Raw genomic sequence first — 24699 nt, forward strand, 5'->3', positions numbered from 1 at the left:
GCGCTCCCGTGACGGTCGGATGTCGCTCGGCTCCCATCTGATCGAACTCCGGAAGCGGCTGTTCATCGCCGCCCTCGCGATTGTTCTGGGCATGGTCGCCGGCTACATCGTGTCGGACTACGTGCTCTCGGCCCTCATCCGGCCCATCTCCGAGCTGGCCGCCGAACAGGGCCGCGACGCGAGCCTCAACTTCACCGACGTCTCGAGCGCGTTCGACCTGCGCATCCAGATCGCCTTCACCGTCGGCGTGGTGGTGTCGTCGCCGGTCTGGCTCTATCAGCTCTGGGCGTTCGTGATGCCCGGGCTCAAGAAGCACGAGAAGCGCTACGCCGTGGGGTTCGTGGCCGCGGCCGTGCCGCTCTTCCTCGCCGGCTGCGCCGCCGGCTGGTTCGTGCTGCCGCACATGGTGACGCTGCTCACGGGCTTCGCGCCCGAGGGCACGACGGCGCTCTTGACGGCCCGGTCGTATTTCGACTTCGTGCTCAAACTCGTGCTGGCCATCGGCATCGCCTTCGTGCTTCCCGTCTTCCTCGTGCTGCTCAACTTCGCCGGGGTGCTGAGTGCCGTGGCGATCCTGAAGTCGTGGCGCATCGCCATCCTCGCGATCACCCTGTTCACGGCGATCGCCACACCCGCCGCGGATGTGATGTCGATGTTCCTGCTCGCCATCCCGATGGTGCTGTTGTACTTCACGGCTGCCGGAATCGCCTGGCTGCACGACCGCCGGGCGCGCCGCACCCAGCAGCAACTCGACGTGGAGCTGGCCGTCTGATGGCGCCGGCAGGAGAGGCCAGTGGCGTGCTGAGTCCCGCAGAACGATTCGCCGCGAGTCGCAAGCGGGCGGGACATCCGCAGGTCATGAACTTTCGCAGCGGACTCGGTTTCGACCTCGACCCGTTCCAGATCGAAGCCGCCGAGGCGCTCGAAGACGGCCGCAGCGTGCTCGTCGCCGCGCCCACCGGGGCGGGCAAGACCGTGGTGGCGGAGTTCGCCGCCCACCTCGCCATGCAGTCGGTGCGCGACAAGCTGTTCTACACCGCGCCCATGAAGGCGCTGTCGAACCAGAAGTTCCAGGAGTTCGTCACCGAATACGGCCCCGACGAGGTGGGCCTCTTGACCGGCGACACCAACATCAACGCCGACGCCCGCATCGTGGTGATGACCACCGAGGTGCTGCGCAACATGCTCTACGCCGACTCGAACCTGCTGAAGAACCTCAAGTTCGTGGTGATGGACGAGGTGCACTACCTTGCCGACCGGTTCCGCGGTGCGGTCTGGGAAGAAGTGATCATCCACCTTCCGCAGTCGGTGAAGCTCGTGTCGCTCAGCGCGACGGTGTCGAACGCGGAGGAGTTCGGCGATTGGCTGCAGGCCGTGCGGGGCGACACCGAGGTGATCGTCTCGGAGGAGCGCCCGGTGCCGCTCGACCAGCACGCCCTGGTCAAGACGAAGCTCATCGACCTCTTCGACTCGACCGGGCGCGCGGCGACCAACCGCGTCAACCCCGAGCTCGCGCAGCTGGTGCGGGGCGGGGCGTCACTCGCCTCGGTCGACCGCCTCGGCGGGCGCGGCGGCGGTGGCCGGCGCGGTGGCGGAGGAGGCCGCGGACGCGGCGGGTATCGCCCGCACGGCCAGGGCTTCGAACGGATGGACCGCCCCGATGTGGTGCGCCTGCTCGACGAGCACCGGCTGCTGCCCGCGATCTTCTTCGTGTTCAGCCGCATCGGCTGCGACCAGGCCGTGAAGCAGGTGCTGCGCGCCGGTGTGCGCCTCACCACGGCGGAGGAACGCGACGAGATCCGGCGCATCGTCGACGAGCGCTGCCGCACCCTGCTCGACGAAGACCTCGCGGTGCTCGGCTACTGGGAGTGGACCGAGGGCCTGCAGCGCGGCGTGGCCGCCCACCACGCCGGCATGCTGCCCGCCTTCAAAGAAGTGGTGGAGGAGCTCTACCAGAAGAAGCTCGTCAAGGTGGTGTTCGCCACCGAGACCCTGGCACTCGGCATCAACATGCCGGCCCGCACCGTGGTGCTCGAGAAGCTCGAGAAGTTCAACGGCGAGGCCCGCGTGCCCATCACGGCGGGGGAGTACACCCAGCTCACCGGGCGCGCCGGGCGCCGCGGCATCGACGTGGAGGGGCACTCCGTCATCCAGTGGCGCGAGGGGCTCGACCCGCAGGAGGTCGCCTCGCTGGCCTCCCGCCGCACCTATCCGCTCAACTCGAGCTTCCGGCCCACCTACAACATGGCCGTGAATCTCATCGACCAGTTCGGCCGGCCGCGCACCCGCGAGATCCTCGAGTCGTCGTTCGCGCAGTTCCAGGCCGACCGCGCCATGGTCGACCTCGCCCGCAAGGTGCGCCAGCAGCAGGAATCGCTCGCCGGCTTCGAGAAGGCGATGACCTGCCACCTCGGCGACTTCCGCGAATACGCGAAGATCCGTCGCGAACTCACCGACCTCGCGCGCTCGGGCGCCGGGAAGGCCGACACGCTGTCGCGCGGCGATCGCGACAAGCGGCAACGGCACATCGCGTCGCTGCGCAAACAACTCCGCTCGCATCCGGTGCACGGCTGCAAAGACCGGGAGTCGCACGCCCGCTGGGCCGAGCGCTGGTTCACGCTCAAGCGCGACACCGACAAGCTGACGCAGCAGATCCAGACCCGCACCAACGTGATCGCCAAGGTCTTCGACCGCGTCACCGACGTGCTGCTCGGCCTCGGCTACCTCGCGACCGACGAGCACGGCGCGACCGTGCTCACCAGCCACGGGCACACGCTGAAGCGCATCTACGGTGAACGCGACCTCCTCGTCGCCGAGTGCATCCGGCGCCAGGTGTGGCACGATCTCGACCCCGCGTCGCTCGCGGCCATCGCCTGCGCGCTCGTCTACGAGCCCCGTCGCGACGAGAGCGAGGCGGCGGAGCGGTTCCTGCCGCGCGGTGCGTTCCGAGTGGCGCTCGACAAGACGCAGACCCTCTGGGCGCAGATCGACGACATCGAGCGCGACCACCGCCTGCCGGGCAGCAACCCGGTGGCCACGGGGCTCTCGACCGCCATGCACAAGTGGGCGCGCGGCGGCTCGCTCGACGACGTGCTCAACGAGGCCGACATGGCCGCCGGCGATTTCGTGCGCTGGTCGAAGCAGACCATCGACCTGCTCGACCAGTTGCAGGGAACATCGGATGCCCGGGTCGCCTCGACCGCGCGTGCCGCCATCGACGTGGTGCGCCGCGGCATCGTCGCCTACTCCTCGGTGGCGTGACCCGATGACCACGAGCACGACCGTGCCGGCCCGCCCGGTGCCCACGAGAACGCCGACCGCGGGGGAGACCTTCGTGCCGTCACGGCTGCTCGACCCGCCGTCTCGTTTCGGCCGGCCCCTGATGCCGCTCTGGCTCGCGCTCGTCGCCGCGGTCGGCGCGGGCATCGCGCTCGACGCCGGATTTCCGGACAAGGGCTGGTGGCCGCTCACCCTCGTCGGCACCGGCATCGTGCTCGCCGCGCTCGTGGGTCGGGGCTGGGGCAGCGCCTTCCTGATCGGGATCGTGGCAGGCGGCACGTTCTGGGGCGTGCACATCTCGTGGCTGACCCTCTACCTCGGACCGGTGCCGTGGCTCGGCCTGAGCGGCTTCGAGGCCGTCTACTTCGGTCTCGGCGCCATCCTGATCGCGCTCGTCTACCGTCGCGCCGAGCGGGTCTGGCCGAGCCGCTGGGGGCGCCTCGGCATCGTGCCACTCGTCGTGTCGGGTCTCTGGGTGCTGCGCGAGGGGCTCAACTCGATCGCTCCCTACGGCGGATTCTCGTGGGGCCGGGTCGCGATGTCGCAGTCGCAGAGCCCGTTCGCCGACATCGTGGCGTGGCTCGGAATGGCCGGGCTCAGCTTCGTGCTGGTGTGGCTCGTGGCGTTCGTGCTGCAGCTCGCCCGGGAATGGGATCTCCGCACGTCGAGCCGGGTGCTCATCGGTGCGATCGCGATCGCGGCGACGCTGGCCGTGCCCGCGTGGCCGGCCCCGACATCCGGAACGTCCCGCATCGCGGGCGTGCAGGGCAACTCGAACGCCGGCCTGTTCGCGGTGCACCAGCCCGGCGACATCCTGAGCGACCACGCGTCGGCGTCGCTCGAGCTCGAAGGCCAGCCGCTCGACGTGGTGGTCTGGCCCGAGAACGGCTCCGATCTCGACCCGACCCTCTACAACGTCGCCGCCCAGACGCTGGATGCCGTGAGCACCCACCTGGGCGACGTGCCGCTCGTCGTCGGCACCATCCAGCAGCGCGGCGACAAGGTCTACAACACGTCGCTGCTGTGGGAGAACGGAGGCGTGGTCGACTACTACGACAAGCGGCATCCGGTGCCGTTCGCCGAGTGGATGCCGAACCGCGACTTCTTCCACGCGCTCGCGCCCGACCTGGTCGACCTGGTCACCCGCGACTACGAGTTCGGCAGCACCGACCTCACCTACGACATCAACGGCCTGATCGCGGGCATCTCGATCTGCTTCGACATCACCGACGACGCCGTGATGCGGGCGATGTCGGCCGAGGGAGCCGAGGTCGTGCTCGCCCAGACCAACAACGCCGACTTCGGCCAGACCGACGAGAACCTGCAGCAACTCGCCATCGCGCGGCTGCGCGCGATCGAGTTCGGCCGCAGCGTCGTGAACGTGTCGACCGTCGGCACCAGCCAGATCATCGCGCCCGACGGGCACACCATCACCGGCATACCGGCCTACGAGGCGGGAACGATGGTGGCCGACGTTCCGCTCGCGACCGTGCCCACCCCGGCGTCGATCGTGGGCTTTCAGGTCGAGTGGCTGGTGGCCGGGTTCGGCATCGTCGGGCTGCTGGTGGCATTAACCACGAGAACGCCGCTCCGGCCGAAGACGGCCAGGCGACGTTCTTGACGGTGATCGAGCCTCAGGCTCCGATCTTCTGTGTTCCTCTGCGGGAGCGCAGGTAGGTCAGGCGCTCTTCGAGCAGCTCTTCGAGCTCGGCGCGCGTGCGGCGCTCGAGCAACATGTCCCAGTGACTGCGCGGCGTCTTCGCGTCGGCGTGATCGACCGTGACGGGCTCCGAACCGACCATCAGGGTCGCCTCGTGACTGCAGTACTTGCATTCCCAGGTCTCAGGCGCCTCCGCCTCGGCCGAGAACACCATTTCGGTGTCGCGGCCACAAGTCGCGCAGCGGTACGTGTAGGTCGTACGGGGCGAAAATACCACGCCCTCTTCGCTCTGAAGGCTTTGTGCGCCCAGACGCATTCCGCGCAAACTGCGATCTGCCATTGTGTGGTCTCCTCTCGCGTTGCTTCACAGGTATAAACCGCTGGGCTGAGTGATTCCTTTCCGTGCGGCCCTTTTGCCAGTACTCTCTCAGCGAAATCGGTCGTGCCCGGCGGCGCTCATCGGTAGCCGGCGGCGAGGGGCAGCATGAGGTCGGCGCGGTCGGTCACGATGCCGTCGACGCCGCGGTCGAGCAGGGCGCGTGCGACCTCGACGTCGTTGATCGTCCAGACGTGCACCTCGACTCCGGCGGCGTGCAGTCGCCGCACCATGCGCGGGGTGGTGGTGTGCAACCCGAAGATCGTGAGCGGGATCTGCACGGCGTCGACGCGGCGCAACACAAAACGCACCGCGGGCGCGAGGCCGAGCTTCGCGAAGATCAGGGCGGGAACGAACTCGGCCGCCGACGCCGACGCCGCGACGCCCGGTAGCCGATCGACCGTGGCGCGCCGGCGGCGGCTCGAGAACGACGTGATCAGCACCCGGTCGGTGGCACCGGCGTCGATGATGGCCTGGGCGGCGGGGCCGGCGACATCCTCGGCCTTGATGTCGATGTTGAAGCGGATGCCCGGATGCGCCGCGAGCACGTCGGCGAGGGTGACGAAGGTCACGCCGCCGCCGAGGTCGATCTCGACCAGTTCGGCGAGGGTGAGGTCGGCGATGCGCTCGGGGCGGCCGACCAGTCGTTCGAGGGTGGGGTCGTGGCTCGCGATGGCCACGCCGTCGGCGGAGGCGTTGACGTCGGTCTCGATGTAGTCGACGCCGGCCGCGGCCGCCTTCTCGAACGAGGCCAGGGTGTTCTCGGGCACGCCGAGAGCGAGCCCGCGGTGCGCGAGCACCCGGGGGAGCGGGGTGGCGAAGTAGCCGGGTTCGCCGGGGCTACGGGGCCTTCGGGGCGGCATCCGTGCCTGCGGACGTGCCGGGGGTGGTGCCTGCGGACGTGCCGTGGGTGCTCGGCGCGCCTCCCGGGGCGAACGCCTGCCCGATGCCCTTCAGCGCCTCGGTCAGCTCGCTCGGGATGACCCAGAGCTTGTTGGCGCTGCCCTCGGCGATCTTCGGCAGGGTCTGCAGGTATTGATAGGCGAGCAGCAGGTTGTCGGGCTCGCCGCGATGGATGGCGCCGAACACCGTCGTGATGGCCTCGGCTTCACCCTGGGCCCTCAACACTGCGGCTTTCGCGTCGCCCTCGGCGCGCAGGATCTCGCCCTGCCGGTGACCCTCGGCCTCGAGAATGGCGGACTGCTTGGTGCCCTCGGCGGTGAGGATGACGGCGCGGCGCTCACGCTCGGCGCGCATCTGCTTCTCCATCGAGTCCTGGATCGAGACGGGCGGGTCGATGGCCTTGAGCTCGACGCGCGAGACGCGGATGCCCCATTTGCCGGTGGCTTCGTCGAGCACGATGCGCAGCTGCCCGTTGATCTCGTCGCGGCTGGTGAGGGCCTCTTCGAGGTTCAGGCCGCCGACCACGTTGCGGAGGGTGGTGGTGGCGAGCTGCTCGACCGCGCCGAGGTAGTTGGCGATCTCGTAGGTCGCGGCCCGCGCATCCGTCACCTGGAAGAACACGACCGTGTCGATCGACACCACCAGGTTGTCTTCGGTGATGACGGGCTGAGGCGGGAACGACACCACCTGTTCGCGCAGATCGATGAGGGGCCGCAGCCGGTCGATGAAGGGCACCAGGATGTTGAGGCCCGGCATGAGCGTCTTGTGATAGCGGCCGAGGCGTTCGACCACACCGGCCCGTGCCTGCGGGATGATGCGCACCGCCCGGGCCACCACCACCAGCACGAAGATGATGATGATGACGATGACGACGATCGTGATGATCTGCCCGACGAGGTCGTTCACAGAGACGGTTCCTTTCGTTCTGTTCTCTCCGACGGCACGACCACGGCGGTGGCGCCGTCGATCGCGGTGACGAGAACGTGTTCGCCGCGCGTGAGCTCGCGGTGCTCGGTGAGCGGCGAGACCCGGGCGGTCCACAGGTCGCCGTTGGCGAGCTTGACCTGACCACGGGTCGGGGTCACCTCGTCGACCACCACGCCCTCGAGACCGAGCAGTGCGTCGACGTTGCTCCTCGCCGGGTCGCCGCCGCGTTTCAGAAGGCGCAGCAGCGGGGGTCGCAGGGTGAGCAGCAACAGCAGCGACACCACGGCGGCGACGACGATCTGGATGTACCAGGGCGCTCCGAACACGCCGGCGATGAGGCCGCCGAGGCTGCCGATCGCGATCATCAGGAACGTGAACTCGAGCGTGAGCATCTCGACCACGATGAAGATGAGGATCAGCCCCAGCCAGAAGATCCAGGCGTAGGAGTCGAGGAATTCGAGCATGTGCGGTCTCCTCTCGGCGTCGATCGGCTGTCTTCGACGCTATCAGCATTCCGGGGGTGACCGGCTGGAGTATCGGCTACTTGGTAGTCTCTGATCGTCGTTCGATCTACGAGGAGTTCTCTGTGTCCAATCCACTCGCCCCCGGTTCGCTCGCAGGAAAGCGGGCCCTCGTCACGGGCTCGTCCCGCGGTATCGGAGCGGACACCGTGCAGTACCTCGCCGACGCCGGTGCATCCGTCGTCATCAACTACCGCAACAAGGAGGCCCGCGCCGCCAAGCTCGCCGACAGCATCCGGGCCAAGGGCGGCAGCGCACTCGTCGCCGGCGCCGATCTCACCGACCCCGCGTCGGTCGCGGCGATGTTCGATCAGATCAACGCCGAGCTGGGCGGCCTCGACATCCTCGTGATGAACGCCTCGGGCGGCATGGAGAGCGGCATGGCCGAGGACTACGCCATGACCCTCAATCGCGACGCGCAGGTGAACCTGCTGACCGCCGCGCTGCCTCTTCTCGGCCCCGGTTCGCGCGTGGTGTTCGTGACCAGCCACCAGGCCCACTTCATCCGCACCACTGAGACGATGCCCGAGTACGAGGCCGTCGCGCTCAGCAAGCGGGCGGGCGAAGACGCTCTGCGTGCCATGATCCCCGCGCTCGACGCCGCCGGAGTCGGCTTCGTCGTCGTCTCGGGCGACATGATCGAGGGCACCATCACCGCGACGCTGCTCGAACGCGCCAACCCCGGCGCGATCGGCGCCCGCAAAGAGGCGGCCGGCCGGCTCTACAACGTCAGCGAGTTCGCGGCCGAGGTGGCCGCGGCGGCCGTCGACGAGGTTCCGGCGAACCACACGCGCTACGTCGGCGACGTCTCGGGCTTCGACCAGAGCGAGGAGTGACCCGCTCGTGAGCGGAGAAGCGGATTCCGCCACGCCGGCGGGCGCCGTCATCCTGAAGTCCCGCGTGCTGCTGCTCGATCGGGCTGATCGCACCCTGTTGTTCTTCACGCGAGCGGATGTCGCGACCCACCCGACCCGCTGGCTCACCCCCGGTGGGCACGTGGAGCCGGGGGAGTCGCACCACGAGGCGGCCGTGCGCGAGCTCTTCGAAGAGACCGGGCTCGTGGTCAGCGACCTGGGCGAACCGTTCTGGAGCCGCGATTTCGTGGCCGAGCCGGCTCCCGGAGTGCTGCGCGACTATCACGAGGAGTGGTACCTGCACCGCACGGCGCCGTTCGAGCCGGTCGACACGAACTGGACGGACGACGAGCGGGTCGACGTCGAGCAGTGGCGCTGGTTCACCCTCGCCGACCTCGACGAGACGGCCGACCCGGTCGAGCCGGCCGATCTGCGCGTCGTGCTGCGAAGCGCCCTCGAACGCTAGCGCGGGGCGTCAGCGCTCGAGGGCGTGTAGCGCGGGATCGATCAGACCTTCGCGGTCTTGGGCGCCCGGCCGAGCATGAGCGCCGTGATGCCCGAGAACACACCGGTCACGATGAGGATGATGCCGGCGAACAGGATCAGGATGCCGATCGACTCGAGCGGCAGGAAGATCACGACGATGCCGGCGACCACCGACACCACGCCGAGGATGGTGCCGAACCACTTCGAGGAGTCTTTCGCGGTCTCCATGACGGCGATGACGCCCTCGATGATCCACGAGAACCCGATCACGAGCGCGAGTGCGATGAGCGACACGACCGGGTTGCGGATGGCCACCACGCCGGCGACGATCAGCAGCACGCCGAGGATGATGTTGAGGGCCCGGATGCCGCCGGTGACCGAGTTGTTCACGATGCCCGAGACGATCCGCACGAGGCCGACGATCCAGAAGTAGATCGCGAACAGCCAGGCGATCGTGTAGACGATGGCGTCGGGGTTGTTGAACGCGAGCACCAGGATCACGATGCCGAGCACGATCGAGAGGATGGCCCGGATCCAGAGGCCGCCTTTCAGCCACCGGGTGGCCGTGGCGGTGATGTCGCCGTCGAAGAGCCAGAAGCCCGCGGGATTCGGTGTGGTGGTGGTCATGGTGTTCCCCCTCGCTCGCGCCTCACGGCGCCGTTCTTGTCTCGAACAATCTAGCGGCTGCGGCGCGTTTCATGGGAGTTGCCCGAGAGCATGTTGCGCCCGATGGAGAGACCCAGGCCGGTGACCTATTCTCACAGTCGAATAATCGTCACCTTCGGGGGTGCGGGCAGAAAGACACCATGACAACTCCGTCGACACCATCGTCGTCGCGGCCGACCGCGATCGCCCTCGGGCTCATCGCACTCGCGTTGCTGAGCGGCTGTTCCACCTCACCCGGATCAACATCCGCCACCGACTCGGCCGAGCGCACCACCCCACTGTCGCCCTATTACGCCGCCCTCTATCCCGCGATCGACGACGAGACGCAGCAACGACAGAACGCCGCCGTTCAGGATGCGGTCGCCGTGTGCATGAAAGAGCAGGGGTTCGACTATCAGCCTGACACCAACTCCGGCGTGTTCACCGTCGACTCGGAATCTCTCGACGCAGCACCAGGCAGCGAGGAGTTCGCGAAGACCTATGGCTACGGTGTGTCAACGGATCCTTTCGGCACGGCAGACCACGAGGCGTCGGTCGTCGACCCTAACCAGGCCTACGTCGATTCCCTGAGCGATGGGGAGCGGTCGGCATACGACGCCGCATTGTGGGGAGCGGCGTCAGTGGTCTCCCCGACCGACGATCCGTCCGGAGGCACCATCGAGGCGACGCCCTACGACTGGACGACGGCCGGATGCTTCGGTGCGGCCCAGCACGACGTCACCGCCGAAACCGACCCGTCGTCCGACCCGGCATTCGCGTCAATGGTCGACGCGATGAGTGCGCTGTACGAGAAGGTGCGAGCCGCTCCTGACGTGCGCGAGAAGGAGAAGGACTGGTCGGACTGCCTGGCTCGGGCAGGATTCCCCGGCCTGGAGCACATCGACGACCCTCAAGCACGTTTCAACGAACTGCTCGATTCGCTCACCGCTTCGCCGGACGGATCATCGACCGGCGAGCGGGTGCGCCCTGATCCGTCGGCGCTGAAGAAGTTGCAGAGCGAGGAGATCGCGACCGCGAGCGCCGACTACGACTGCGTGCGCGACACCGGCTACCAGGCCGCGCTCGACGACGCGCAGACCACGATCGAGCAGGCATTCGTTGACGAGAACAAGGAGCAACTCGATGCGCTCGTCGCGAAATACGGCGCGCGGTGATCGATCGCCGGGTCGGTGGTGGCGCGGACCTCGATTGGTCGCGCTGGTCGCCGGGATCGCGGTGGCATCCCTCCTCTGCGGCATCGTGCTGAGCCGGTTCGTCGTGTCGCCCGCAGAGTTGGCCGCGCGGGCGAAACCTCCGTCGGCGGGCCCGGTCACGGCTCCGATCGAAGAACGGGTGATCGAGAACACCGTCACGACGCGCGCTGACGTCGTCTACGCCGACGCCGTCGATGTCAAGGTCGACAGCACAGGTCTCGCGGGGCCCGCTGTCGTCACAGGTCACCTGCCGGAGGTCGGCACGATGCTGACCGCCGGATCGGTGGCGCTCGAGGTCGCCGGCCGGCCGTTGATCGTGCTACCGGGGGATCTTCCGGCCTACCGCAGCCTGCACGTGGGGCTCTCCGGGCCCGATGTGCTCCAGCTGAAAGCAGCACTCGCATCGTTGGCGATCGACGTCGGCGACACCTCCTCCGACGTCTTCGACGCCGCAACGGCAGCGGCTCTCGACGCACTCTATCGAGCAGCCGGCTATCCGTCGCCCGCAGCCTCGCCCGACGCCGAGGAGCGGCTCGACTCGGCCCGGAAGGCCGTGCGGAGCGCTCAGCTCTCGGTCGATCAGGCGACGTCGGCGCTCGGCGCCGCCGAAGCTCCGCCCACCGAGGCCGAGCAGGTGGAGGCCGACAACGCCGTGCGCGAGGCGCAGCGCCAACTCGACCTCGCGAGTGCCGCCGCAGATCCGGCCCAGATCGAGAGGTGCCGCGACGAGCTGAACCTGGCGGTGGCGCGACGCGACGAGGTGCTGGCGCCTGGCCCTGCGCCCGAAGAGCGAGCCGGCCTCGATTCGGCTGAGGCGCAGCTGACCGACGCCGAAGATGCCTTGACCCGCGCGCAGAACGATGCCTTGACGGTGCTACCGGCCGGCGAGGTCGTCTATCTTTCCTCGCTGCCTCGACGCGTCGACTCGGTCGCAGCCGAGCGGGGTGTGGTGCCCCAGGGCGCGGCGATGTCGGTTTCGGGCGCCGACCTGATCCTCGCCGGAACGGCGTCGGAAGCCGACGCGGCGCTTCTGACGGAGGGAATGCCGGCGACTTTCACGTCGAGCGGAGGCGGCACCTACACGGCGACGGTGGCGTCGATCACGGCGAAGAAGTCCGACCCGAGCGATGCGCCAGCCGGCTCGGACCCGCAGAAGCACTTCGAGGTGCGGCTGAAACCTCAGAGTCTCGACGACGCCGCCGTCGAGAGTCTGAAAGGCAGCAACGTGAAGGTGAGCATCCCCGTGCAATCGACCTCCGGTGCCGTTCTGTCGGTACCGATCGCCGCCCTGACGGCGGGCCCAGGCGGGGAGTCCCGCATCGAGATCGTGCCGGACGACGGTGCCGCCCGCCGCGCGGACGCCACTGACTCGGACACCACGACCGGCACCTCACTCGTGACGGTGACGGCGGGTCTGTCAGCCGGGGGCTTCGTGGAGGTGAAGTCGGATGACCCACGGGTTCGGGCGGGTGCCAAGGTGGTGGTGGGCCGGTGATCGTCGAGCTGCGGCAGGTCGGGCGGGAGTTCCGCCGCGGAACGACGGTGCGAGCACTGAACGAGGTCGATCTCGATCTCGCCGCAGGAGACTATCTCGCGATCACCGGCCCGTCTGGGGCGGGCAAATCGACGATGCTCAACATCTTGGGTCTGCTCGACCGGCCGACCTCGGGGGAGTACCTGTTCGACGGCGTCGCGACATCCGGTCTCGACGACCGCAGACGCTCGGCGCTTCGGGGAGCGAGCATCGGCTTCGTCTTTCAGTCGTTCCACCTGCTCCCGGGTCGAACGGTGCTGCAGAACGTCATGCTCGCCTTCGTCTATGGCCGGGTTCCACGGGCGGAGCGAATCGATCGCGCCACGGAAGCGCTGGATCGGGTCGGGCTCACCCACCGCACCGACTTCCACCCCGGCACCTTGTCGGGCGGGGAGCGACAGCGAGTGGCGATCGCGAGGGCCGTCTGCACCGGCCCGAGACTGCTGCTGGCCGACGAGCCCACGGGCAACCTCGATCAGGCGAACGCCGAGAGCGTCATGCAGCTGTTCGACGAACTCAACGCGGATGGCCTGACGCTCGTGGTCATCACTCACGACATCGCGATCGCCGAGCGCGCTCGACGAAGGGTCGGCATCTCCGACGGACGCCTGACCGAGTTCGCACGATGAGAAGGCGGATGAGTCTACCGGCGCACTTCGACCTGCGCGATCTGATCGTCGAATCACTCGACGGCATCGGCGGCCGACCGGCACGATTGATGCTCACCGTGCTCGGAACGGTGGTGGGCGTCGCGGCTCTCGTGCTGACCATCGGCCTGGGGCAGACCGCCGGCGGTCAGGTCGCCTCGCACTTCGACACCGTCGCCGCGACGCACCTCGAAATCGCTCCTCAGCGCTCGAGGGGCGCCGATGGCGCCGACCACCCGGCGTCGTCCTTCCCGCCGGATGCCGCCGCGCGCGTCGCCGAGTTGGCCGGAGCCGAGGCGGCCACCCTGATCGGTGAGGTGGCTCTCGGCACCGCGTCGATCACTGCGGTGCCCGTGCACGATCCCTCGCAGCCCGAGGTGACGTCGCCCAGCCTGCTGGCGGCCGATGGTGATCTCGTAGGGGCCGTCGGGGCACATGTCTCCCAGGGCCGTGCGTTCGACTCCGGACATGAGGCTCGAGCCGACAGGGTGGTGCTGCTGGGTGCCGAGGCGGCGCAGAGACTGGGCATCCACAGTGTCACCACGCAACCCTCGGTCTTCATCGGAACCCACGCCTACACCGTGATCGGCATTCTGGACCGCACCGCGACGCAGAGCCGCCTGCTCTCGGCGGCCATCGTTCCCCTCACCACCGCACGTCAGGACTTCGGCTCGGTGACGGCCGACGTGCTGGCGGTGCGCATCTCGATGGGTGCGTCTTCACTCGTCGCCCATCAGGCTCCGATTGCGTTGGACTCGAGTCATCCCGACACCTTCGTGGTGGCTGCGGCGTCGGCTGCCGGTGACGTGCCGGGCGAGGTGCAAGACGACCTGGCCCTCGTCTTTCTCGCGATCGGTGTGATCACGCTTCTCGCCGGCGGATTCGGCATCGCCAACGTGACGTTGTTGAGCGTCTCGGAACGACAGGGCGAGATCGGCTTGCGTCGCGCCCTAGGAGCCACCCGGCGTCAGATCGCCGCCCAATTCGTGCTGGAATCGCTCGTCGTGGGCTTGCTCGGTGGCATTATCGGCGCGGCCGTGGGCGTGTTCGCGGTGGTGGCCGTCGCTGCCTCCCGGGGCTGGACGCCGGTGCTCGACCTCGCGCTGACCCTCGGCAGTGCGGTGCTCGGCGGTGCCATCGGGTTGGTGGCGGGTGCCTACCCGGCCGCGCGAGCCGCGTTGATCGAACCGACCGAGGCCCTCAGAGCGACTCCGGGCAGCTGACCCCTCGTGCGTCGGCGCGTCAGCCCTGCAGCCGCCCGATCTCGGCGCGGGCGGCCGCGACGATCTCGTCGTTGGTGTTGGCGTGGCCCCAGAGACCCCAGCCGCCCGGCACCGCCTCGGTGAGCAGCACCCAGGTGCGGTCGACGAGCGACGGGTCTCCGGCGGCTTCGGCCACCAGGTCGGCGAGACGGCGCACCACCTCGAGCTGCTTGTCGCGGTCGAGGGCGCCGGCGTTGGTGAGCACCTGCACCCGCACGTAGTCGCCGTCGCCGTCGACGTTCGAGACTGCACCTGCCGGCAGCTCGTGCACGAACCCGGCCGTGTTCTTGTGGAACATCGGGATGTCGGGAACCTGTTCGACGGCCATCACGGTGGCCGCGGCATCCTGAGCCAGGCGATGGGGATCGGCGAAGGTTCCGGCGGTCGCGAAGATGTCGATCATGGGCATGGGGGAGCTCTTCCAGTCGGGCGACGACGTCACGATTATGACGACTGTCATAAACGCTAGCGCAGCCGCGAGCCTGAGCGCTACCCGCCCATCAGAGACGCGATTCGCTCCACTGTCGCGTCGACGTCGCGGCTGGCCGGCATGTTCGCGCCCACGAAGAGCGACCCGTTGTACATCACGCCCGCCGCGGCGAGCTGGTCGCGGCCGAGGCTCGCCGGGAACGGGATCATCGCCTTCACCTCGGCCCCACAGAAGAACTGCGGCCGCGAGACCCAGGGCAGCAGCGTGCTGTAGCCGATCGGAAAGCCGGGCACGTTCCGGCCGGCGAAGAAGGCCGCGCGGTCGGCCACTTGATCGTGCACCGAGCGCATGGTCGACGTGAGGGGGGCGTCGGCGTCACCCGTGACCTCCATGTCGCGCACGTGGTTGCGCACCTCGGGCGCGTCCGGCGAGTGGAACGACACCGGGAAGCGCAGGCGCACGACACGCTCCGACCCCGGCCAGGCGCCGATGATCGACGCCACCTGCAGGTCGCTCACGGTGCCGCCCAGTTCGCGGGCCCGGCGGCCCACCTGAGCCGCGTCGAGTCGGCGGTAGGCGGAGTGGATGGGAGGCAGCATCCGTTCGCGTGCCTCCGCTCCGCCCGCACCGTAGCGCAGCGGCAACAGCAGGCGAGCCGCCACGCGCCGCACGCGACGGCGGAACGGCTTGGCACGGAAGTCCTTCCAGGCGGCTCGCCTACCCGGCACCCGAGCGCGCCACTGCCGCACGGCCAGCCCCGGCAGCTCCCACCGCGCGGGCGCGCGCACGCCGGCGAACGGGTCGCGGACGGGCGGCGGCGGGGCGTCCCACGACTTCTGGCAGATGCCGCGGAAGAGCTTCATGCCCGACATGCCGTCGAGGCTCGCGTGATGCACCACCAGGCCCATCGCCACGTCGCCGTCGCGCAGACGGGTGAACCGCAATCGCCAGAGCGGATGCCGCAGCGACATCGTTCCGTCGTAGGCGCCGCCCAGCCGCCGGAGGTCGTCACCGGCCAGGTCGACCTCGTCGTCGTCGAAGACGATGTGCCGATCGAGCTCGAAATCGTCGTCGGGCACCCACGCGGGCGGGGTCAGCCCGAGGAACGGGCGCAGCAGTCGCACGCGGAACGCGGGATTGCTCGCGAAAGCCGCGTTCACGTAGGCCCTGATGGCCGGGCGGTCGAGGCGCCCGTCGGGACCGAGCATGGGCGCGCCCTCGAGCACGAACAGGGCCGGGCTCTGCATGTTGGCGAACGAGATGTGGTTGGAGACATAGCCCTCCTCCCAGATCTGCATGAACTCGGCATGCGGCTGGGCACTCACGACGTCGTGACGGCTCCGGGAGCGAATCCGCTGGAGTGCACGGCCGCGAGCGAGCCGGCCTCGAGCTGCTGCCGGGTCGGCTGGCGCCGCACCTTGCCGGTCGGGGTGCGCGGCAGCGATCCCTCCGACACGATCCCGACCGCGAGCGACGGCAGGGAGTGCCCGGTCACGAGCGCGTCGTGCACCTTCGCCGCCAGCGACGGCAGGGTCTCGCCCGACTCGGCCAGAGCATCCTCGGAGTACTCGAACGCGATGCCGATGGCCGACGGATGCCCGTGCAACTCGAACACGGCGCCGATGCCGACCGCGGGGGAGATGAGGCGGGCGGCGGCCTCGATGTCTTGCGGGTAGACGTTGCGGCCGCGCAGGATGAGCATCTCCTTGAGACGGCCGGTCACATAGAGCTGACCGTCGAGCACGGCGGCGAGGTCGCCGGTGCGCATGTAGCTACGGTCGGAACCCTCGATGCTGCGCCCGAAGGTCTCGGCCGTCGCGTCGGGGCGGCGGAAGTAGCCGGGCGAGACCATGGGCGAGTCGATCCAGATCTCTCCCACCTGGCCGTCGGCGACGGGCTGCAGGGTGTCGGGATCGACGATCACGAGCGAGGTGCGGTCGGTCCATCGCCCGCACGAGACGTATTCCACACTCGCCCGCGGGTCGGCATCCGGCCCCGCGGGTTCGAGGTGTCCTCGTTCGAGCTCGGTCTTGTCGAAACGCCGGATCGTCAGTTGCTCGCCCGGGAACTTGCAGGCGATGAGCATGGCCTCGGTCATGCCCATCGCGGGTGCGATCATCGAGGCGGTCACGCCGGTCGAGGCGAAGCGGGCGAGGAAGGCGTGAACGGATGCCGGCCGAACGGGCTCGCTGCCCGACAGCAGGCTGACCAGGCTCGACAGGTCGAGATCGGCGATCTGCTCGTCGGTCGCGAGCTGGGTGACGAGGTCGAACGCGAAGTTGCCGGCCGCGCTCATCGTGCCGCGGTGGCGGCTGATCAGCTGCAGCCAGAAGATGGGGCGCTTCTGGAAGAGTGCCGTGGAGCACACCACCACCTTCGCGCCGGTGATCGCGGGGAAGATGGCCTGCAGGCCGAGCCCCATCACGTGGTGCATGGGCGCCCAGCCGACGACCGTGGCGTCGCTGTTGTTGCTGAACAGCTGCTCGGTGGCCCAGGCGGTCTCGATGACGCCGCGGTGGGTGCAGATCACGCCCTTGGGGTCGCCGGTCGACCCCGACGTGAACATGAGGTAGGCGATGGTGTCGCCGTCGATCGCGGGCTCGGTCCAGGCATCCGGGTCGCCCTCGGCGAGCAGGTCTTCGAGCACGAGAACGGATGCGCCGAGGCTGTCTTTCGACGCGCCGAGCCGTTCCAGCACGGCCGCGTCGACCAGCACGGCCGAGGCTTCCGAGGCCTTCACGAGCCCGGTCACCGAGTGGCCGAGCTGTGCGCCGGCGCCGAAGCCGGCAACGGGGGCCGGCACGAAGGCGATGCCCGTGTACATGGCGCCGAATGCGGCATCCGCCACCTGCAGAGCATCGCTCAGGCCGATGACGACGGTGGAACCGGGCACGAGTCCGTGCTTGGTGAGGGAATGGGAGATGCGCCGGGCGTTCTCATCGAGGTCACGGTAGCCGCGGTAGCTGGTCTCGTCGGGGGCGCTGTAATAGAGGATTCCGTGATCGTTGCCGAACTCGCGCGCGGTGGCGCGGAGGCCGTCGATGACGGTGGAGATGTCGTCGTTCATGCTGTGCTCCTTGGGCCGGGTGGGTGACAGGGTCGTGGGAGTGCATACGGGCATGCAATGACCCCTGACCCTAGCGGCTGAAAGTGGACGGAGTCCACAAACCGTCGATTAAGTCACCGGAACGTAACGCTGAGCTGGCCCCGGGCTGCGGTCGGCTAGGCGCGGGGAACGTGAAACGCTGGTAGCTCGTGGGCGAGCCGCACGGCGGCGGCCGTGATGTCGTGGCCGAGGCCCTGACGGCGGTGGTCGGACCGGGTGCTCACCACGTAGATGCCGGCGACGCCGTGCGCGAATAACACCACGGCGCTGCCCACGAGTTCGTCGCCGAGGAAGGCGCCGAGACAGACGTACGACGTGCCGAACCCGTCGCGGTGGGATTCGATCTCGGTGATCGGCTCGAACAACTCGGTCGGCACGCCGCTCGCGGGCGCCCACACGGTGACGAAATCACGGAGTCCCTCGTCGGTGATGCGCTCGATGCGGGGCAGCGGGTTGCGGCGATCGACGTCGACGCTCGTCTCCATCGCCATGTGGGGGAGGAGTCTGTCGGGCTCGAATCCCAGGGTTTCGAGCTGCTGTTTCGTGGTGCTCGCGCTGTCGGGGCCGACCCACCAGCTCCAGGGCACGTCGAGGGGTGCATCGCTGATGCCCGGGTAAATCGAGGCGATGAAGTCGACGCAATTGGCGAGCTGCGCGTCGAGGGTGTGGAGAAGTGGGGTCGGACTGTCGTGCACGCAGCGGTTGTAATGGGGTGACGTTCATATTATAGTGAGCATTACTCATGCTGGCCGGGGTCGGGGCCGGGGTCGTAGGGGAGTGGGATGCCGGCGCACGACGACGAGCTGTTCGATGGTGCTGAGCTGTTCGATGGTGCTGAGCTGGTGGAGGGCGTTGCGCTGGTGGAGCGCGTCGTCGGCGAATGGGTTGCCGTCGGGCTGTCGACCGAGCCCGCGGATCGCGCGACGGCCGAACGGGGCGTCGCGCAAGCCTACGAGGCTGCGGGCCTCGTGCCGCCGCCGACGATCGTCTGGGTCGGCTCGCCGCTGGCCGGTGTCTTCGCGCAGGCGATTCTGCGGGGGATCGGGATGGCGTCGGCGCCGGTTCGTCAGGACGTGTGGTTCGAGCGCTTGCGCCAAATTCACGGCAGAGTTCTCGGTCATGCATCGGGTCCCGAACGACGGCCGATGGGCGACCTGGTGGTGGAGCGGGTGCAGGCTCTCGTCGGCGACCCGGTGGGCGAGAAGGTACGGAGCCAGGTGGGGAAGGCGATCTGGAACGAGGTCTGGCATCAGCGGCGCGACCACCTTCAACAGGACCTCTGGAGACGGACATCGCGCCGAATCTCGCACCTCGTCGGCGCCCCCGGCATAGGAATCGAGCAGGGGAGCCTGCACGATCAGCTCGAGGACTGGCGGCGAGGACTCAACGAATCCTCAGAATCGGTGGCGTGGTCATCCTGGTGCGACGCGATGATCAGCTGGGGTGCGATGGGTCTCGAGCCATGGCAAGGAATCGCTGCGGTGGCGAAGAGCTGCCATTGGTGGTGGGTGTTCGATGACTGCGCCGTGCTGTGTGAACGGCCTCGCACGCTCCGCCGGGATGACGTCGGCCGGTTGCATTGCGCCGACAGCGTGGCTGTCGAGTGGCCGGATGGCTGGGGTTTCCATTCGTGGCACGGCGTGACCGTGCCGGAATGGGTGATTACCGACCCCACCGTGGAGCGCATCCTCGCCGAGTCCGATGCACGAGTTCGGCTGGCAGCGATCGAGCGGCTCGGCTGGCACCGTTACGTCGCGGCTTCGGGGATGAAGCCACTGGGGCATCCGGTGCACGACCCGGGCGATGCGCAGCAGACGCTCGAACTCTACGAACTGCCCGAAGATCTCGACATGTTGTTCGACGAACACGTGCGATTGCTTCTCGGCACCCACAGAGCAGCCGGGCCCGACGACACACGTCCTGGCTGCGCTCGGATCGTCCGCGGGCACCACCACGATCCGGCGCCAGCGGCCTCAGATCCAGCCGAACTCGATCCCACTCCCGATGACTGATCTCACGCTGATAATGCACATTATGTCAATAGCAATTCATCGCGCTGATAGAGGGGCCCCGCGTCAGCCCTCGGCGATCCGCTCGAGCATGTCGAGGCCACGTGACAGATCTGCTCGCTCCTCCGCGGTGAACGACGCGACGACGTCGGACAACCAACGCTGCTTCGCCTCGTGGGCCTGCATCCTCGCGGTCGCGCCTCTGTCGGTCGCCCGCACGATCAGTCGTCGAGCGTCGTCGTCGTCGGGGTGCTTCGCGACGTATCCCAGGCGCTCGAGGCCGGCGATGGCCGTGCTCATCGTCTGAGCGCTCACGTTCTGTGCGCGCGCCAACTCCGCGCCGGTCATGCCTCCGGATTCGCTCACCAAGGCGAGCACCCAGTCCTGCGTGATCGAGAGCTCGCCCGTCACTCCCCCGTGCGAACGGATGCGCCGCACGAGCGCCCCAGCCAGCCGAGCGATGCGCGCGGCATCCGACCCAGATTCGTGCTCCTCGTAAAGCTCGGGGCGCCCTGCGTTCACATCACCATCATCCACATCCTCATGCTACCATTCCGATCAATTCAACTGATCAGTTTGACTGACTAATATGACGATGGCAGGGAGACAGAGATGACATCAGTACGACTTGGAGGCTCGGGCCTCGAGATCAGCCCCATCATCCTGGGCATGATGAGCTACGGCACCACCACGGGCGGGCACCATTCCTGGGCCCTGGATCTCGACGCCGCACGACCGATCGTGCAGGCGGCGTTCGACGCCGGTATCACCACGTTCGACACCTCGAACAACTACTCCGACGGCACCAGCGAGGTCATCACCGGCCAGCTGGCGAAAGAGCTGGGCCCTCGCGACAGCCTCCAGATCTTCACGAAGGTCCTCGCCCCCACCAGCACGCATCGCAACAGCGGCGGACTCTCGCGCATCGCGATCCTTCGTGAGATCGACGCCTCGCTCACCCGGTTGGGAACCGACTACGTCGACCTCTACCAGGTGCACCGCTTCGATCCACGGGTTCCGATCGAGGAGACCATGGAAGCCCTGCACGACGTGGTCAAGTCGGGGAAGGCCCGCTACATCGGCGCCTCGAGCATGTGGACGTGGCAGTTCGCGCAAATGCAGCACGCCGCTCAACTGCACGGCTGGACGTCGTTCATCTCGATGCAGGACCAGTACAACCTGCTCGAACGCGAAGACGAGCGCGAGATGCATCCGTTCACCCAGGCGACGGGTGTCGGCGTCATCCCCTGGAGCCCTCTCGCCGCCGGTTACCTCGCACGACCGTGGGGCGAAGACGGTTCCGGGCGCGCGGCGAACGACACCTTCGGGCAGAGGTTCCTGCGTGACGCCGACGCCGACGCGAACGCCCGCGTCGTGGGAGCCGTGGAGGCGATCGCCCACGAACGAGGCCTGCCGATGGCGCAGATCGCCCTCGCCTGGGTCGCGAGCAAGAAGGCCGTGTCGGCCCCCATCATCGGTGCGACGAAGCTACACCACGTCGATGCCTCGGTGGCCGCTTTCGACCTCGAACTCAGCGACACCGAGATCGCGCGCCTCGAGGCCGACTACACACCGCGCCTGCCCAGTGGATTCTGACACTCGCCGCAGAGAATCTATCCGATGGGGCGACTGAGTGGCACGTGTCCCGGGCGGTCGTCGTCGCCGCCTTCCGGTATGTCGCCGCCGTTCGGCGGGAGCCGCCTACGAGACGATGGTGCGCAGCCTCGTTCGCGAGGAGGTCATTTCCTGCTGGAGAGATTCCACATCGTCGTCGAATGGTACGGCGATCACCTCCGCCTCCGTCTCGCTTCGGAGGGCACTCCTCCGCGAGGGGGATGGCGGGCGCCGGCCGCACGCGTAGCGTTGAAGGACGGCGATCGGCATCCACCGCGCCTGTTCGCGTGACGAGGAGGAGCAGCATGAGCGACCGCCAGAAGATCAGTCTGCTGAAGGCGTCGGGCGGAGCCGAGTGGTATTTCATCGGGGCGACCTTCGCGTTCGCGGCATCCGGTGTCGTGTTCTCGAGCTCGGGCTGGATGCTGGGCGCCATCGTGTTCAGCGTGGGTGTCGTGGCGATCGTGCTGGGCGCGGTCGTCTGGGTGCGCGCGGCGAAGGCGGCGAGCGTCACGAGCGAACCTGGGCCGCCGCCCGTCGCGGCGACGGGGCTCCCGGATTCGCCGGAGTCACCTGCGCCGCCCGCTCCCCCGCGAATCTGACGACCTGGCTACCGGCGCTTGCCGCCGATGCCGGGCACCGAGGTGATCTGCGTCATCCAAGCCGCGATCTGCGCTTCATCGAGGTCGCTCAGGGCGGCGAGCTCGACGCCGCGGGTGGCCTTGCCCATTCCGACCGGGGTCACGGGCGGCACGGGGTCGAGCAGGGTCGCCGCGTTGATGAACATGAGCTTGACGTGCCCGGCGAAGCCGCCGCAGCTGAAGCACCAGCCCTCGCCGACGCCGTAGTAGGCCATGCCCCATTTCACCGACCGCTGCAGCCCGGGCAGCGTCGCGGCGGCCAGCGCATCGACCGCCTCGGCGATGCCGCGCTGCGGTTGCGGCAGGCTCGCGATGTAGGCGAACACCGGCGCGTCGCCGAACGCGGCTTTGGCGGCGCTGGCCCGGCCGGTCATCGCCTCGGGAAGTTCGTCACTCGACATTTCTCGCCCAACCGCTCATCTCGCCTAGCCGCTTCCGCCCGCCCGCCCGACCGCTCAGCGCGCCGCTCGCGTGAAGACGTAGTGCACCACACCCGACGGCGAGGCGGTGACATCGACGTCGAATCGCTCCTCCAGCGCCTCCAGGCCGTCCCACAGTCGCACCCCACGGCCCAGCAGGATCGGAACCACCACGACATGCAGGTGATCGACCAGGTCGGCATCGAGGAACTCCCGCACCACCGTCGGCCCGCCGCCCAGACGCACGTCGAGCCCGCCCGCGACATCGCTCGCCAGCGCCAGAGCCTCGGCCGGCGCGAGGTCACGGAAGAGGAACGTCGTCTCGCCGACCGCGAGGTCGGGGCGTTCGTGGTGGGTGAGCACGACGACGGGGCTGTGGAACGGCGGCTCCTCGCCCCACCAGCCGCGCCAGGATTCATCGGCCCACGGCCCGCGCTGCGGACCGAACTTGTTGCGGCCCATGATCTCGGCGCCGATGCCCCGGTTGGTCGCGGCGGCGAAGGCGTCGTCGACTCCCTGGGTTCCGGCGCCGACGGCCTCGTCGGCGTGCCCGCTCATGCTGACGAACGTGTCGGTGGGAAAGAACCACTCCATCAACCGGCCGCCGGCGTGACCGAACGGCGCTTCGAGGGACTGCCCCTCCCCCGTCGCGAACCCGTCGAGCGACACGGCCAGGTTGTGCACCCTCAGTCTTGTCATGGGCCCACGCTAGCAAGAATGTAGACGATGTCCACTTTGATCGGGCACCGCTCAACACCCTCACTTCCCCTGCCGCGGGGCCACGGGATGCCGGGCACGCGATGTCAACCCGGTGCGGCAGGCCCCCGACACGACGAGACTGCACACAGACACGATCGAAGGAGCACCCCATGACGACCGCACGAGACATCATGACCCCCGACCCCGAAGGCATCCGCGAGTCCCACACGTTGCGCGAGGCCGCGGTGCTCATGCGCGACCTCGATGTCGGCGCGCTGCCGATCCTGGCCGACGACGGCGATCTCGTCGGCGTCATCACCGACCGCGACATCGTCGTGGGCTGCGTCGCCGACGGCGGAGACCCGGAGTCGGTGCTCGTGGCCGACCTGGCCGACCGCGAGCCGGTGACGGTCGACGCCGACGACGACGTGCGCGAGGCGCTCAACGCCATGCAGCAGCATCAGGTGAGGCGCATCCCCGTGCTCGAGGCCGGCCGGCTCGTCGGCATCATCAGCCAGGCCGACATCGCCCTCTCGCTCTCCCCCACCGAGACCGGTGAGACGGTCGAGGAGATCTCCGAAGAGTGACGGCGGTGGCGTGATGCCGCGGCCGCGGTAGTGTGCAGACATGCCCGACGACACCCCGAAGCCGCCGACCGCCGTCTGGCGCTGGCCCGTGGAGTGGGTGCGCGAAGAGAAGTTCTGGCGTGACATCGGCACGCGGGTGTTGGCGGGCGTGATCACGGCGGCCGTCGTCTATCTCGGAGCCCTGCTGCTCGGCTATCTGCACACGCCCGAGATCGGAGCCGGACTCACGCTGGCCCTGGGGATCGCGGGCGGCGGCATCCTGGTCGCGATCGCGGTCGGGGTGCTGGCGACGATTCCGGCACGGGCGCGATCGGAACGCCCGTTCGCCGGGCGCATCGTGACGGCGTTGATCCTCGTGGTGCTCGCGATCGCGCTGGTGCTCTCAGTCGTCACCGAGCTGTTGCGCGGCTGAGCGGGGCGCGGTTCACCGAGGCGCGGTGGGCTTACCGCTCGCCCCACCCGCCGATTGCGGACTCTACGCTGCCGGCCCCACGAGAACCGCGAGCACCGCGATCGCGCTGCCAATGATGAACAGCGCGGTGCCGACCTGCATCGTGCGGCTCTTGTTGCGGTCGGCCGTGGGAACGTCGACCTCGAGGATCGGGCAGCCCGACCAGCCGATCAGCCCGATGCTCAGGGTGACCGCGAAGGCACCCACCCACCACAGCAGCTGATCGAACCCGCTGAGTTGCGAGGGCCGCCAGCCCGACGCCAGGAGAAGTCCGGAGAAGATCGCGGTCGCCGCGACCGCCGCCGCGAACCAGACGGTGCCCGTGCGCATGATGCGCTGCACGTTCTGCTCGGGACTCATCAGTTCATGCAGCTCGGCCGTCTTCTGGGCCGTCTGCCTTCCCACCATCTGCGTTGCCACTGTCGGGCCTTTCTC

27 protein-coding genes are annotated in these 24699 nt (G+C 68.5%); 14 read left to right on the top strand and 13 right to left on the bottom strand.

All coding sequences use genetic code 11. The annotated features are described in order from the left end of the window. Nucleotides 1-19: 19 nt before the first annotated feature. The 3 genes from tatC to lnt are packed head-to-tail and all read left to right on the top strand — an operon-like array spanning nucleotide 20 to nucleotide 4900. Nucleotides 20-772, top strand: coding sequence for a twin-arginine translocase subunit TatC (tatC, locus tag N1032_RS06395; protein ID WP_259538661.1), 753 nt, complete (start codon nucleotides 20-22; stop codon nucleotides 770-772). Continuing rightward, nucleotides 772-3261: a DEAD/DEAH box helicase gene (locus N1032_RS06400; RefSeq protein ID WP_259538184.1), complete on the top strand. Its 2490-nt coding sequence runs from the start codon at nucleotides 772-774 to the stop codon at nucleotides 3259-3261. The genes tatC and N1032_RS06400 overlap by 1 nt, the downstream gene beginning before the upstream one ends. Before the next feature lie 4 nt (nucleotides 3262-3265). Continuing rightward, nucleotides 3266-4900, top strand: coding sequence for an apolipoprotein N-acyltransferase (lnt, locus tag N1032_RS06405; RefSeq protein WP_259538185.1), 1635 nt, complete (start codon nucleotides 3266-3268; stop codon nucleotides 4898-4900). A gap of 13 nt (nucleotides 4901-4913) precedes the next feature. Here the strand turns inward: lnt and N1032_RS06410 are convergent, their stop codons facing one another. From N1032_RS06410 to N1032_RS06425, 4 genes are all read right to left on the bottom strand, one after another. After that, on the bottom strand, nucleotides 4914-5279 hold the full coding sequence (locus N1032_RS06410) for an RNA polymerase-binding protein RbpA (protein WP_259538186.1): 366 nt from the start codon (nucleotides 5277-5279) through the stop codon (nucleotides 4914-4916). 116 nt (nucleotides 5280-5395) lie between these two features. Further along, a complete protein-coding gene (locus N1032_RS06415) occupies nucleotides 5396-6178 on the bottom strand; it encodes a glycerophosphodiester phosphodiesterase (RefSeq protein ID WP_259538187.1) in 783 nt (260 codons plus the stop codon). Continuing rightward, nucleotides 6156-7124, bottom strand: coding sequence for an SPFH domain-containing protein (locus N1032_RS06420; RefSeq protein ID WP_259538188.1), 969 nt, complete (start codon nucleotides 7122-7124; stop codon nucleotides 6156-6158). The genes N1032_RS06415 and N1032_RS06420 overlap by 23 nt, the downstream gene beginning before the upstream one ends. After that, nucleotides 7121-7609, bottom strand: coding sequence for an NfeD family protein (locus N1032_RS06425; RefSeq protein WP_259538189.1), 489 nt, complete (start codon nucleotides 7607-7609; stop codon nucleotides 7121-7123). The genes N1032_RS06420 and N1032_RS06425 overlap by 4 nt, the downstream gene beginning before the upstream one ends. Nucleotides 7610-7731: 122 nt before the next feature. Here N1032_RS06425 and N1032_RS06430 point away from each other — a divergent pair, with 122 nt between their 5' ends. Both N1032_RS06430 and N1032_RS06435 read left to right on the top strand, forming a co-directional pair. Then, a complete protein-coding gene (locus tag N1032_RS06430) occupies nucleotides 7732-8502 on the top strand; it encodes an SDR family oxidoreductase (protein WP_259538190.1) in 771 nt (256 codons plus the stop codon). A 7-nt stretch (nucleotides 8503-8509) separates the two neighbouring features. Next, nucleotides 8510-8986 carry an NUDIX hydrolase gene (locus N1032_RS06435; protein WP_310795927.1) on the top strand — a complete coding sequence of 159 codons (477 nt, stop codon included), beginning with the start codon at nucleotides 8510-8512 and terminating at the stop codon, nucleotides 8984-8986. 41 nt (nucleotides 8987-9027) lie between these two features. Here the strand turns inward: N1032_RS06435 and N1032_RS06440 are convergent, their stop codons facing one another. Next, nucleotides 9028-9633, bottom strand: coding sequence for an HdeD family acid-resistance protein (locus N1032_RS06440; protein ID WP_259538191.1), 606 nt, complete (start codon nucleotides 9631-9633; stop codon nucleotides 9028-9030). A 179-nt stretch (nucleotides 9634-9812) separates the two neighbouring features. On the opposite strand from N1032_RS06440, the gene N1032_RS06445 reads away from it, so the two are divergent. From N1032_RS06445 to N1032_RS06460, 4 genes are read left to right on the top strand one after another with little or no spacing between them, the layout of a single operon-like run. Further along, entirely contained in the window at nucleotides 9813-10826 is a 1014-nt protein-coding gene (locus N1032_RS06445; RefSeq protein ID WP_259538192.1) for a hypothetical protein, read from the top strand. Next, nucleotides 10795-12360 (top strand): efflux RND transporter periplasmic adaptor subunit, encoded by a 1566-nt coding sequence (locus tag N1032_RS06450; protein ID WP_259538193.1) that lies wholly within the window; start codon nucleotides 10795-10797, stop codon nucleotides 12358-12360. The genes N1032_RS06445 and N1032_RS06450 overlap by 32 nt, the downstream gene beginning before the upstream one ends. Continuing rightward, complete coding sequence (locus N1032_RS06455; protein WP_259538194.1) at nucleotides 12357-13028, top strand: ABC transporter ATP-binding protein; 672 nt, start codon at nucleotides 12357-12359, stop codon at nucleotides 13026-13028. Before N1032_RS06450 ends, N1032_RS06455 begins: the two co-directional genes overlap by 4 nt. An 8-nt stretch (nucleotides 13029-13036) precedes the next feature. After that, nucleotides 13037-14269 carry an ABC transporter permease gene (locus N1032_RS06460; protein ID WP_259538195.1) on the top strand — a complete coding sequence of 411 codons (1233 nt, stop codon included), beginning with the start codon at nucleotides 13037-13039 and terminating at the stop codon, nucleotides 14267-14269. Nucleotides 14270-14288: 19 nt separating this feature from the next. On the opposite strand, the gene N1032_RS06465 is transcribed toward N1032_RS06460, so the two are convergent. The 4 genes from N1032_RS06465 to N1032_RS06480 all read right to left on the bottom strand — a co-directional run bounded on the left by N1032_RS06465 (nucleotide 14289) and on the right by N1032_RS06480 (nucleotide 18539). Next, the gene (locus tag N1032_RS06465) at nucleotides 14289-14768 is read right to left on the bottom strand and encodes a tautomerase family protein (protein WP_259538196.1); all 480 of its coding nucleotides are present in this window, start codon (nucleotides 14766-14768) and stop codon (nucleotides 14289-14291) included. A gap of 29 nt (nucleotides 14769-14797) precedes the next feature. Next, nucleotides 14798-16063: a wax ester/triacylglycerol synthase family O-acyltransferase gene (locus tag N1032_RS06470; protein WP_259538197.1), complete on the bottom strand. Its 1266-nt coding sequence runs from the start codon at nucleotides 16061-16063 to the stop codon at nucleotides 14798-14800. Continuing rightward, the gene (locus N1032_RS06475) at nucleotides 16060-17805 is read right to left on the bottom strand and encodes an AMP-binding protein (RefSeq protein WP_259538198.1); all 1746 of its coding nucleotides are present in this window, start codon (nucleotides 17803-17805) and stop codon (nucleotides 16060-16062) included. The genes N1032_RS06470 and N1032_RS06475 overlap by 4 nt, the downstream gene beginning before the upstream one ends. Before the next feature lie 155 nt (nucleotides 17806-17960). Then, nucleotides 17961-18539, bottom strand: a complete 579-nt coding sequence (locus N1032_RS06480; protein WP_259538199.1) for a GNAT family N-acetyltransferase — start codon at nucleotides 18537-18539, stop codon at nucleotides 17961-17963. 87 nt (nucleotides 18540-18626) lie between these two features. Here N1032_RS06480 and N1032_RS06485 point away from each other — a divergent pair, with 87 nt between their 5' ends. Beyond that, on the top strand, nucleotides 18627-19856 hold the full coding sequence (locus tag N1032_RS06485; RefSeq protein ID WP_259538200.1) for a DUF6745 domain-containing protein: 1230 nt from the start codon (nucleotides 18627-18629) through the stop codon (nucleotides 19854-19856). 63 nt (nucleotides 19857-19919) lie between these two features. On the opposite strand, the gene N1032_RS06490 is transcribed toward N1032_RS06485, so the two are convergent. Beyond that, complete coding sequence (locus N1032_RS06490; protein WP_259538201.1) at nucleotides 19920-20390, bottom strand: MarR family winged helix-turn-helix transcriptional regulator; 471 nt, start codon at nucleotides 20388-20390, stop codon at nucleotides 19920-19922. 75 nt (nucleotides 20391-20465) lie between these two features. On the opposite strand from N1032_RS06490, the gene N1032_RS06495 reads away from it, so the two are divergent. Then, a complete protein-coding gene (locus N1032_RS06495) occupies nucleotides 20466-21449 on the top strand; it encodes an aldo/keto reductase (RefSeq protein ID WP_259538202.1) in 984 nt (327 codons plus the stop codon). A gap of 323 nt (nucleotides 21450-21772) precedes the next feature. Then, on the top strand, nucleotides 21773-22069 hold the full coding sequence (locus N1032_RS06500; RefSeq protein ID WP_259538203.1) for a hypothetical protein: 297 nt from the start codon (nucleotides 21773-21775) through the stop codon (nucleotides 22067-22069). An 8-nt stretch (nucleotides 22070-22077) separates the two neighbouring features. Here N1032_RS06500 and N1032_RS06505 read toward each other — a convergent pair whose 3' ends face one another. Then, complete coding sequence (locus N1032_RS06505; RefSeq protein ID WP_259538204.1) at nucleotides 22078-22509, bottom strand: DUF1801 domain-containing protein; 432 nt, start codon at nucleotides 22507-22509, stop codon at nucleotides 22078-22080. A 54-nt stretch (nucleotides 22510-22563) separates the two neighbouring features. Next, nucleotides 22564-23226, bottom strand: coding sequence for a dihydrofolate reductase family protein (locus tag N1032_RS06510; RefSeq protein ID WP_259538205.1), 663 nt, complete (start codon nucleotides 23224-23226; stop codon nucleotides 22564-22566). 170 nt (nucleotides 23227-23396) lie between these two features. On the opposite strand from N1032_RS06510, the gene N1032_RS06515 reads away from it, so the two are divergent. Together N1032_RS06515 and N1032_RS06520 are read left to right on the top strand one after the other, a co-directional pair. Beyond that, nucleotides 23397-23813 (top strand): CBS domain-containing protein, encoded by a 417-nt coding sequence (locus N1032_RS06515; protein ID WP_259538206.1) that lies wholly within the window; start codon nucleotides 23397-23399, stop codon nucleotides 23811-23813. A 40-nt stretch (nucleotides 23814-23853) separates the two neighbouring features. Further along, on the top strand, nucleotides 23854-24225 hold the full coding sequence (locus N1032_RS06520; RefSeq protein WP_259538207.1) for a hypothetical protein: 372 nt from the start codon (nucleotides 23854-23856) through the stop codon (nucleotides 24223-24225). Nucleotides 24226-24288: 63 nt separating this feature from the next. Here N1032_RS06520 and N1032_RS06525 read toward each other — a convergent pair whose 3' ends face one another. Then, complete coding sequence (locus tag N1032_RS06525) at nucleotides 24289-24684, bottom strand: hypothetical protein (protein WP_259538208.1); 396 nt, start codon at nucleotides 24682-24684, stop codon at nucleotides 24289-24291. Between the last annotated feature and the right edge of the window lie 15 nt (nucleotides 24685-24699).

It is taken from the genome of Herbiconiux daphne, assembly GCF_024979295.1.
Classification (GTDB): domain Bacteria; phylum Actinomycetota; class Actinomycetes; order Actinomycetales; family Microbacteriaceae; genus Herbiconiux; species Herbiconiux daphnes.

Bases quoted from the DNA above. Each gene is read 5' to 3' on its own strand.
- N1032_RS06485 (WP_259538200.1), top strand. From the start codon at position 18,627: ATGCCGGCGCACGACGACGAGCTGTTCGATGGTGCTGAGCTGTTCGAT.
- N1032_RS06415 (WP_259538187.1), bottom strand. From the start codon at position 6,178: ATGCCGCCCCGAAGGCCCCGTAGCCCCGGCGAACCCGGCTACTTCGCC.
- N1032_RS06400 (WP_259538184.1), top strand. From the start codon at position 772: ATGGCGCCGGCAGGAGAGGCCAGTGGCGTGCTGAGTCCCGCAGAACGA.
- N1032_RS06520 (WP_259538207.1), top strand. From the start codon at position 23,854: ATGCCCGACGACACCCCGAAGCCGCCGACCGCCGTCTGGCGCTGGCCC.
- N1032_RS06460 (WP_259538195.1), top strand. From the start codon at position 13,037: ATGAGTCTACCGGCGCACTTCGACCTGCGCGATCTGATCGTCGAATCA.
- N1032_RS06440 (WP_259538191.1), bottom strand. From the start codon at position 9,633: ATGACCACCACCACACCGAATCCCGCGGGCTTCTGGCTCTTCGACGGC.
- N1032_RS06510 (WP_259538205.1), bottom strand. From the start codon at position 23,226: ATGACAAGACTGAGGGTGCACAACCTGGCCGTGTCGCTCGACGGGTTC.
- N1032_RS06450 (WP_259538193.1), top strand. From the start codon at position 10,795: ATGCGCTCGTCGCGAAATACGGCGCGCGGTGATCGATCGCCGGGTCGG.
- N1032_RS06425 (WP_259538189.1), bottom strand. From the start codon at position 7,609: ATGCTCGAATTCCTCGACTCCTACGCCTGGATCTTCTGGCTGGGGCTG.
- N1032_RS06500 (WP_259538203.1), top strand. From the start codon at position 21,773: ATGAGCGACCGCCAGAAGATCAGTCTGCTGAAGGCGTCGGGCGGAGCC.
- N1032_RS06505 (WP_259538204.1), bottom strand. From the start codon at position 22,509: ATGTCGAGTGACGAACTTCCCGAGGCGATGACCGGCCGGGCCAGCGCC.
- N1032_RS06495 (WP_259538202.1), top strand. From the start codon at position 20,466: ATGACATCAGTACGACTTGGAGGCTCGGGCCTCGAGATCAGCCCCATC.
- tatC (WP_259538661.1), top strand. From the start codon at position 20: ATGTCGCTCGGCTCCCATCTGATCGAACTCCGGAAGCGGCTGTTCATC.
- lnt (WP_259538185.1), top strand. From the start codon at position 3,266: ATGACCACGAGCACGACCGTGCCGGCCCGCCCGGTGCCCACGAGAACG.
- N1032_RS06475 (WP_259538198.1), bottom strand. From the start codon at position 17,805: ATGAACGACGACATCTCCACCGTCATCGACGGCCTCCGCGCCACCGCG.
- N1032_RS06515 (WP_259538206.1), top strand. From the start codon at position 23,397: ATGACGACCGCACGAGACATCATGACCCCCGACCCCGAAGGCATCCGC.
- N1032_RS06465 (WP_259538196.1), bottom strand. From the start codon at position 14,768: ATGACAGTCGTCATAATCGTGACGTCGTCGCCCGACTGGAAGAGCTCC.
- N1032_RS06445 (WP_259538192.1), top strand. From the start codon at position 9,813: ATGACAACTCCGTCGACACCATCGTCGTCGCGGCCGACCGCGATCGCC.
- N1032_RS06410 (WP_259538186.1), bottom strand. From the start codon at position 5,279: ATGGCAGATCGCAGTTTGCGCGGAATGCGTCTGGGCGCACAAAGCCTT.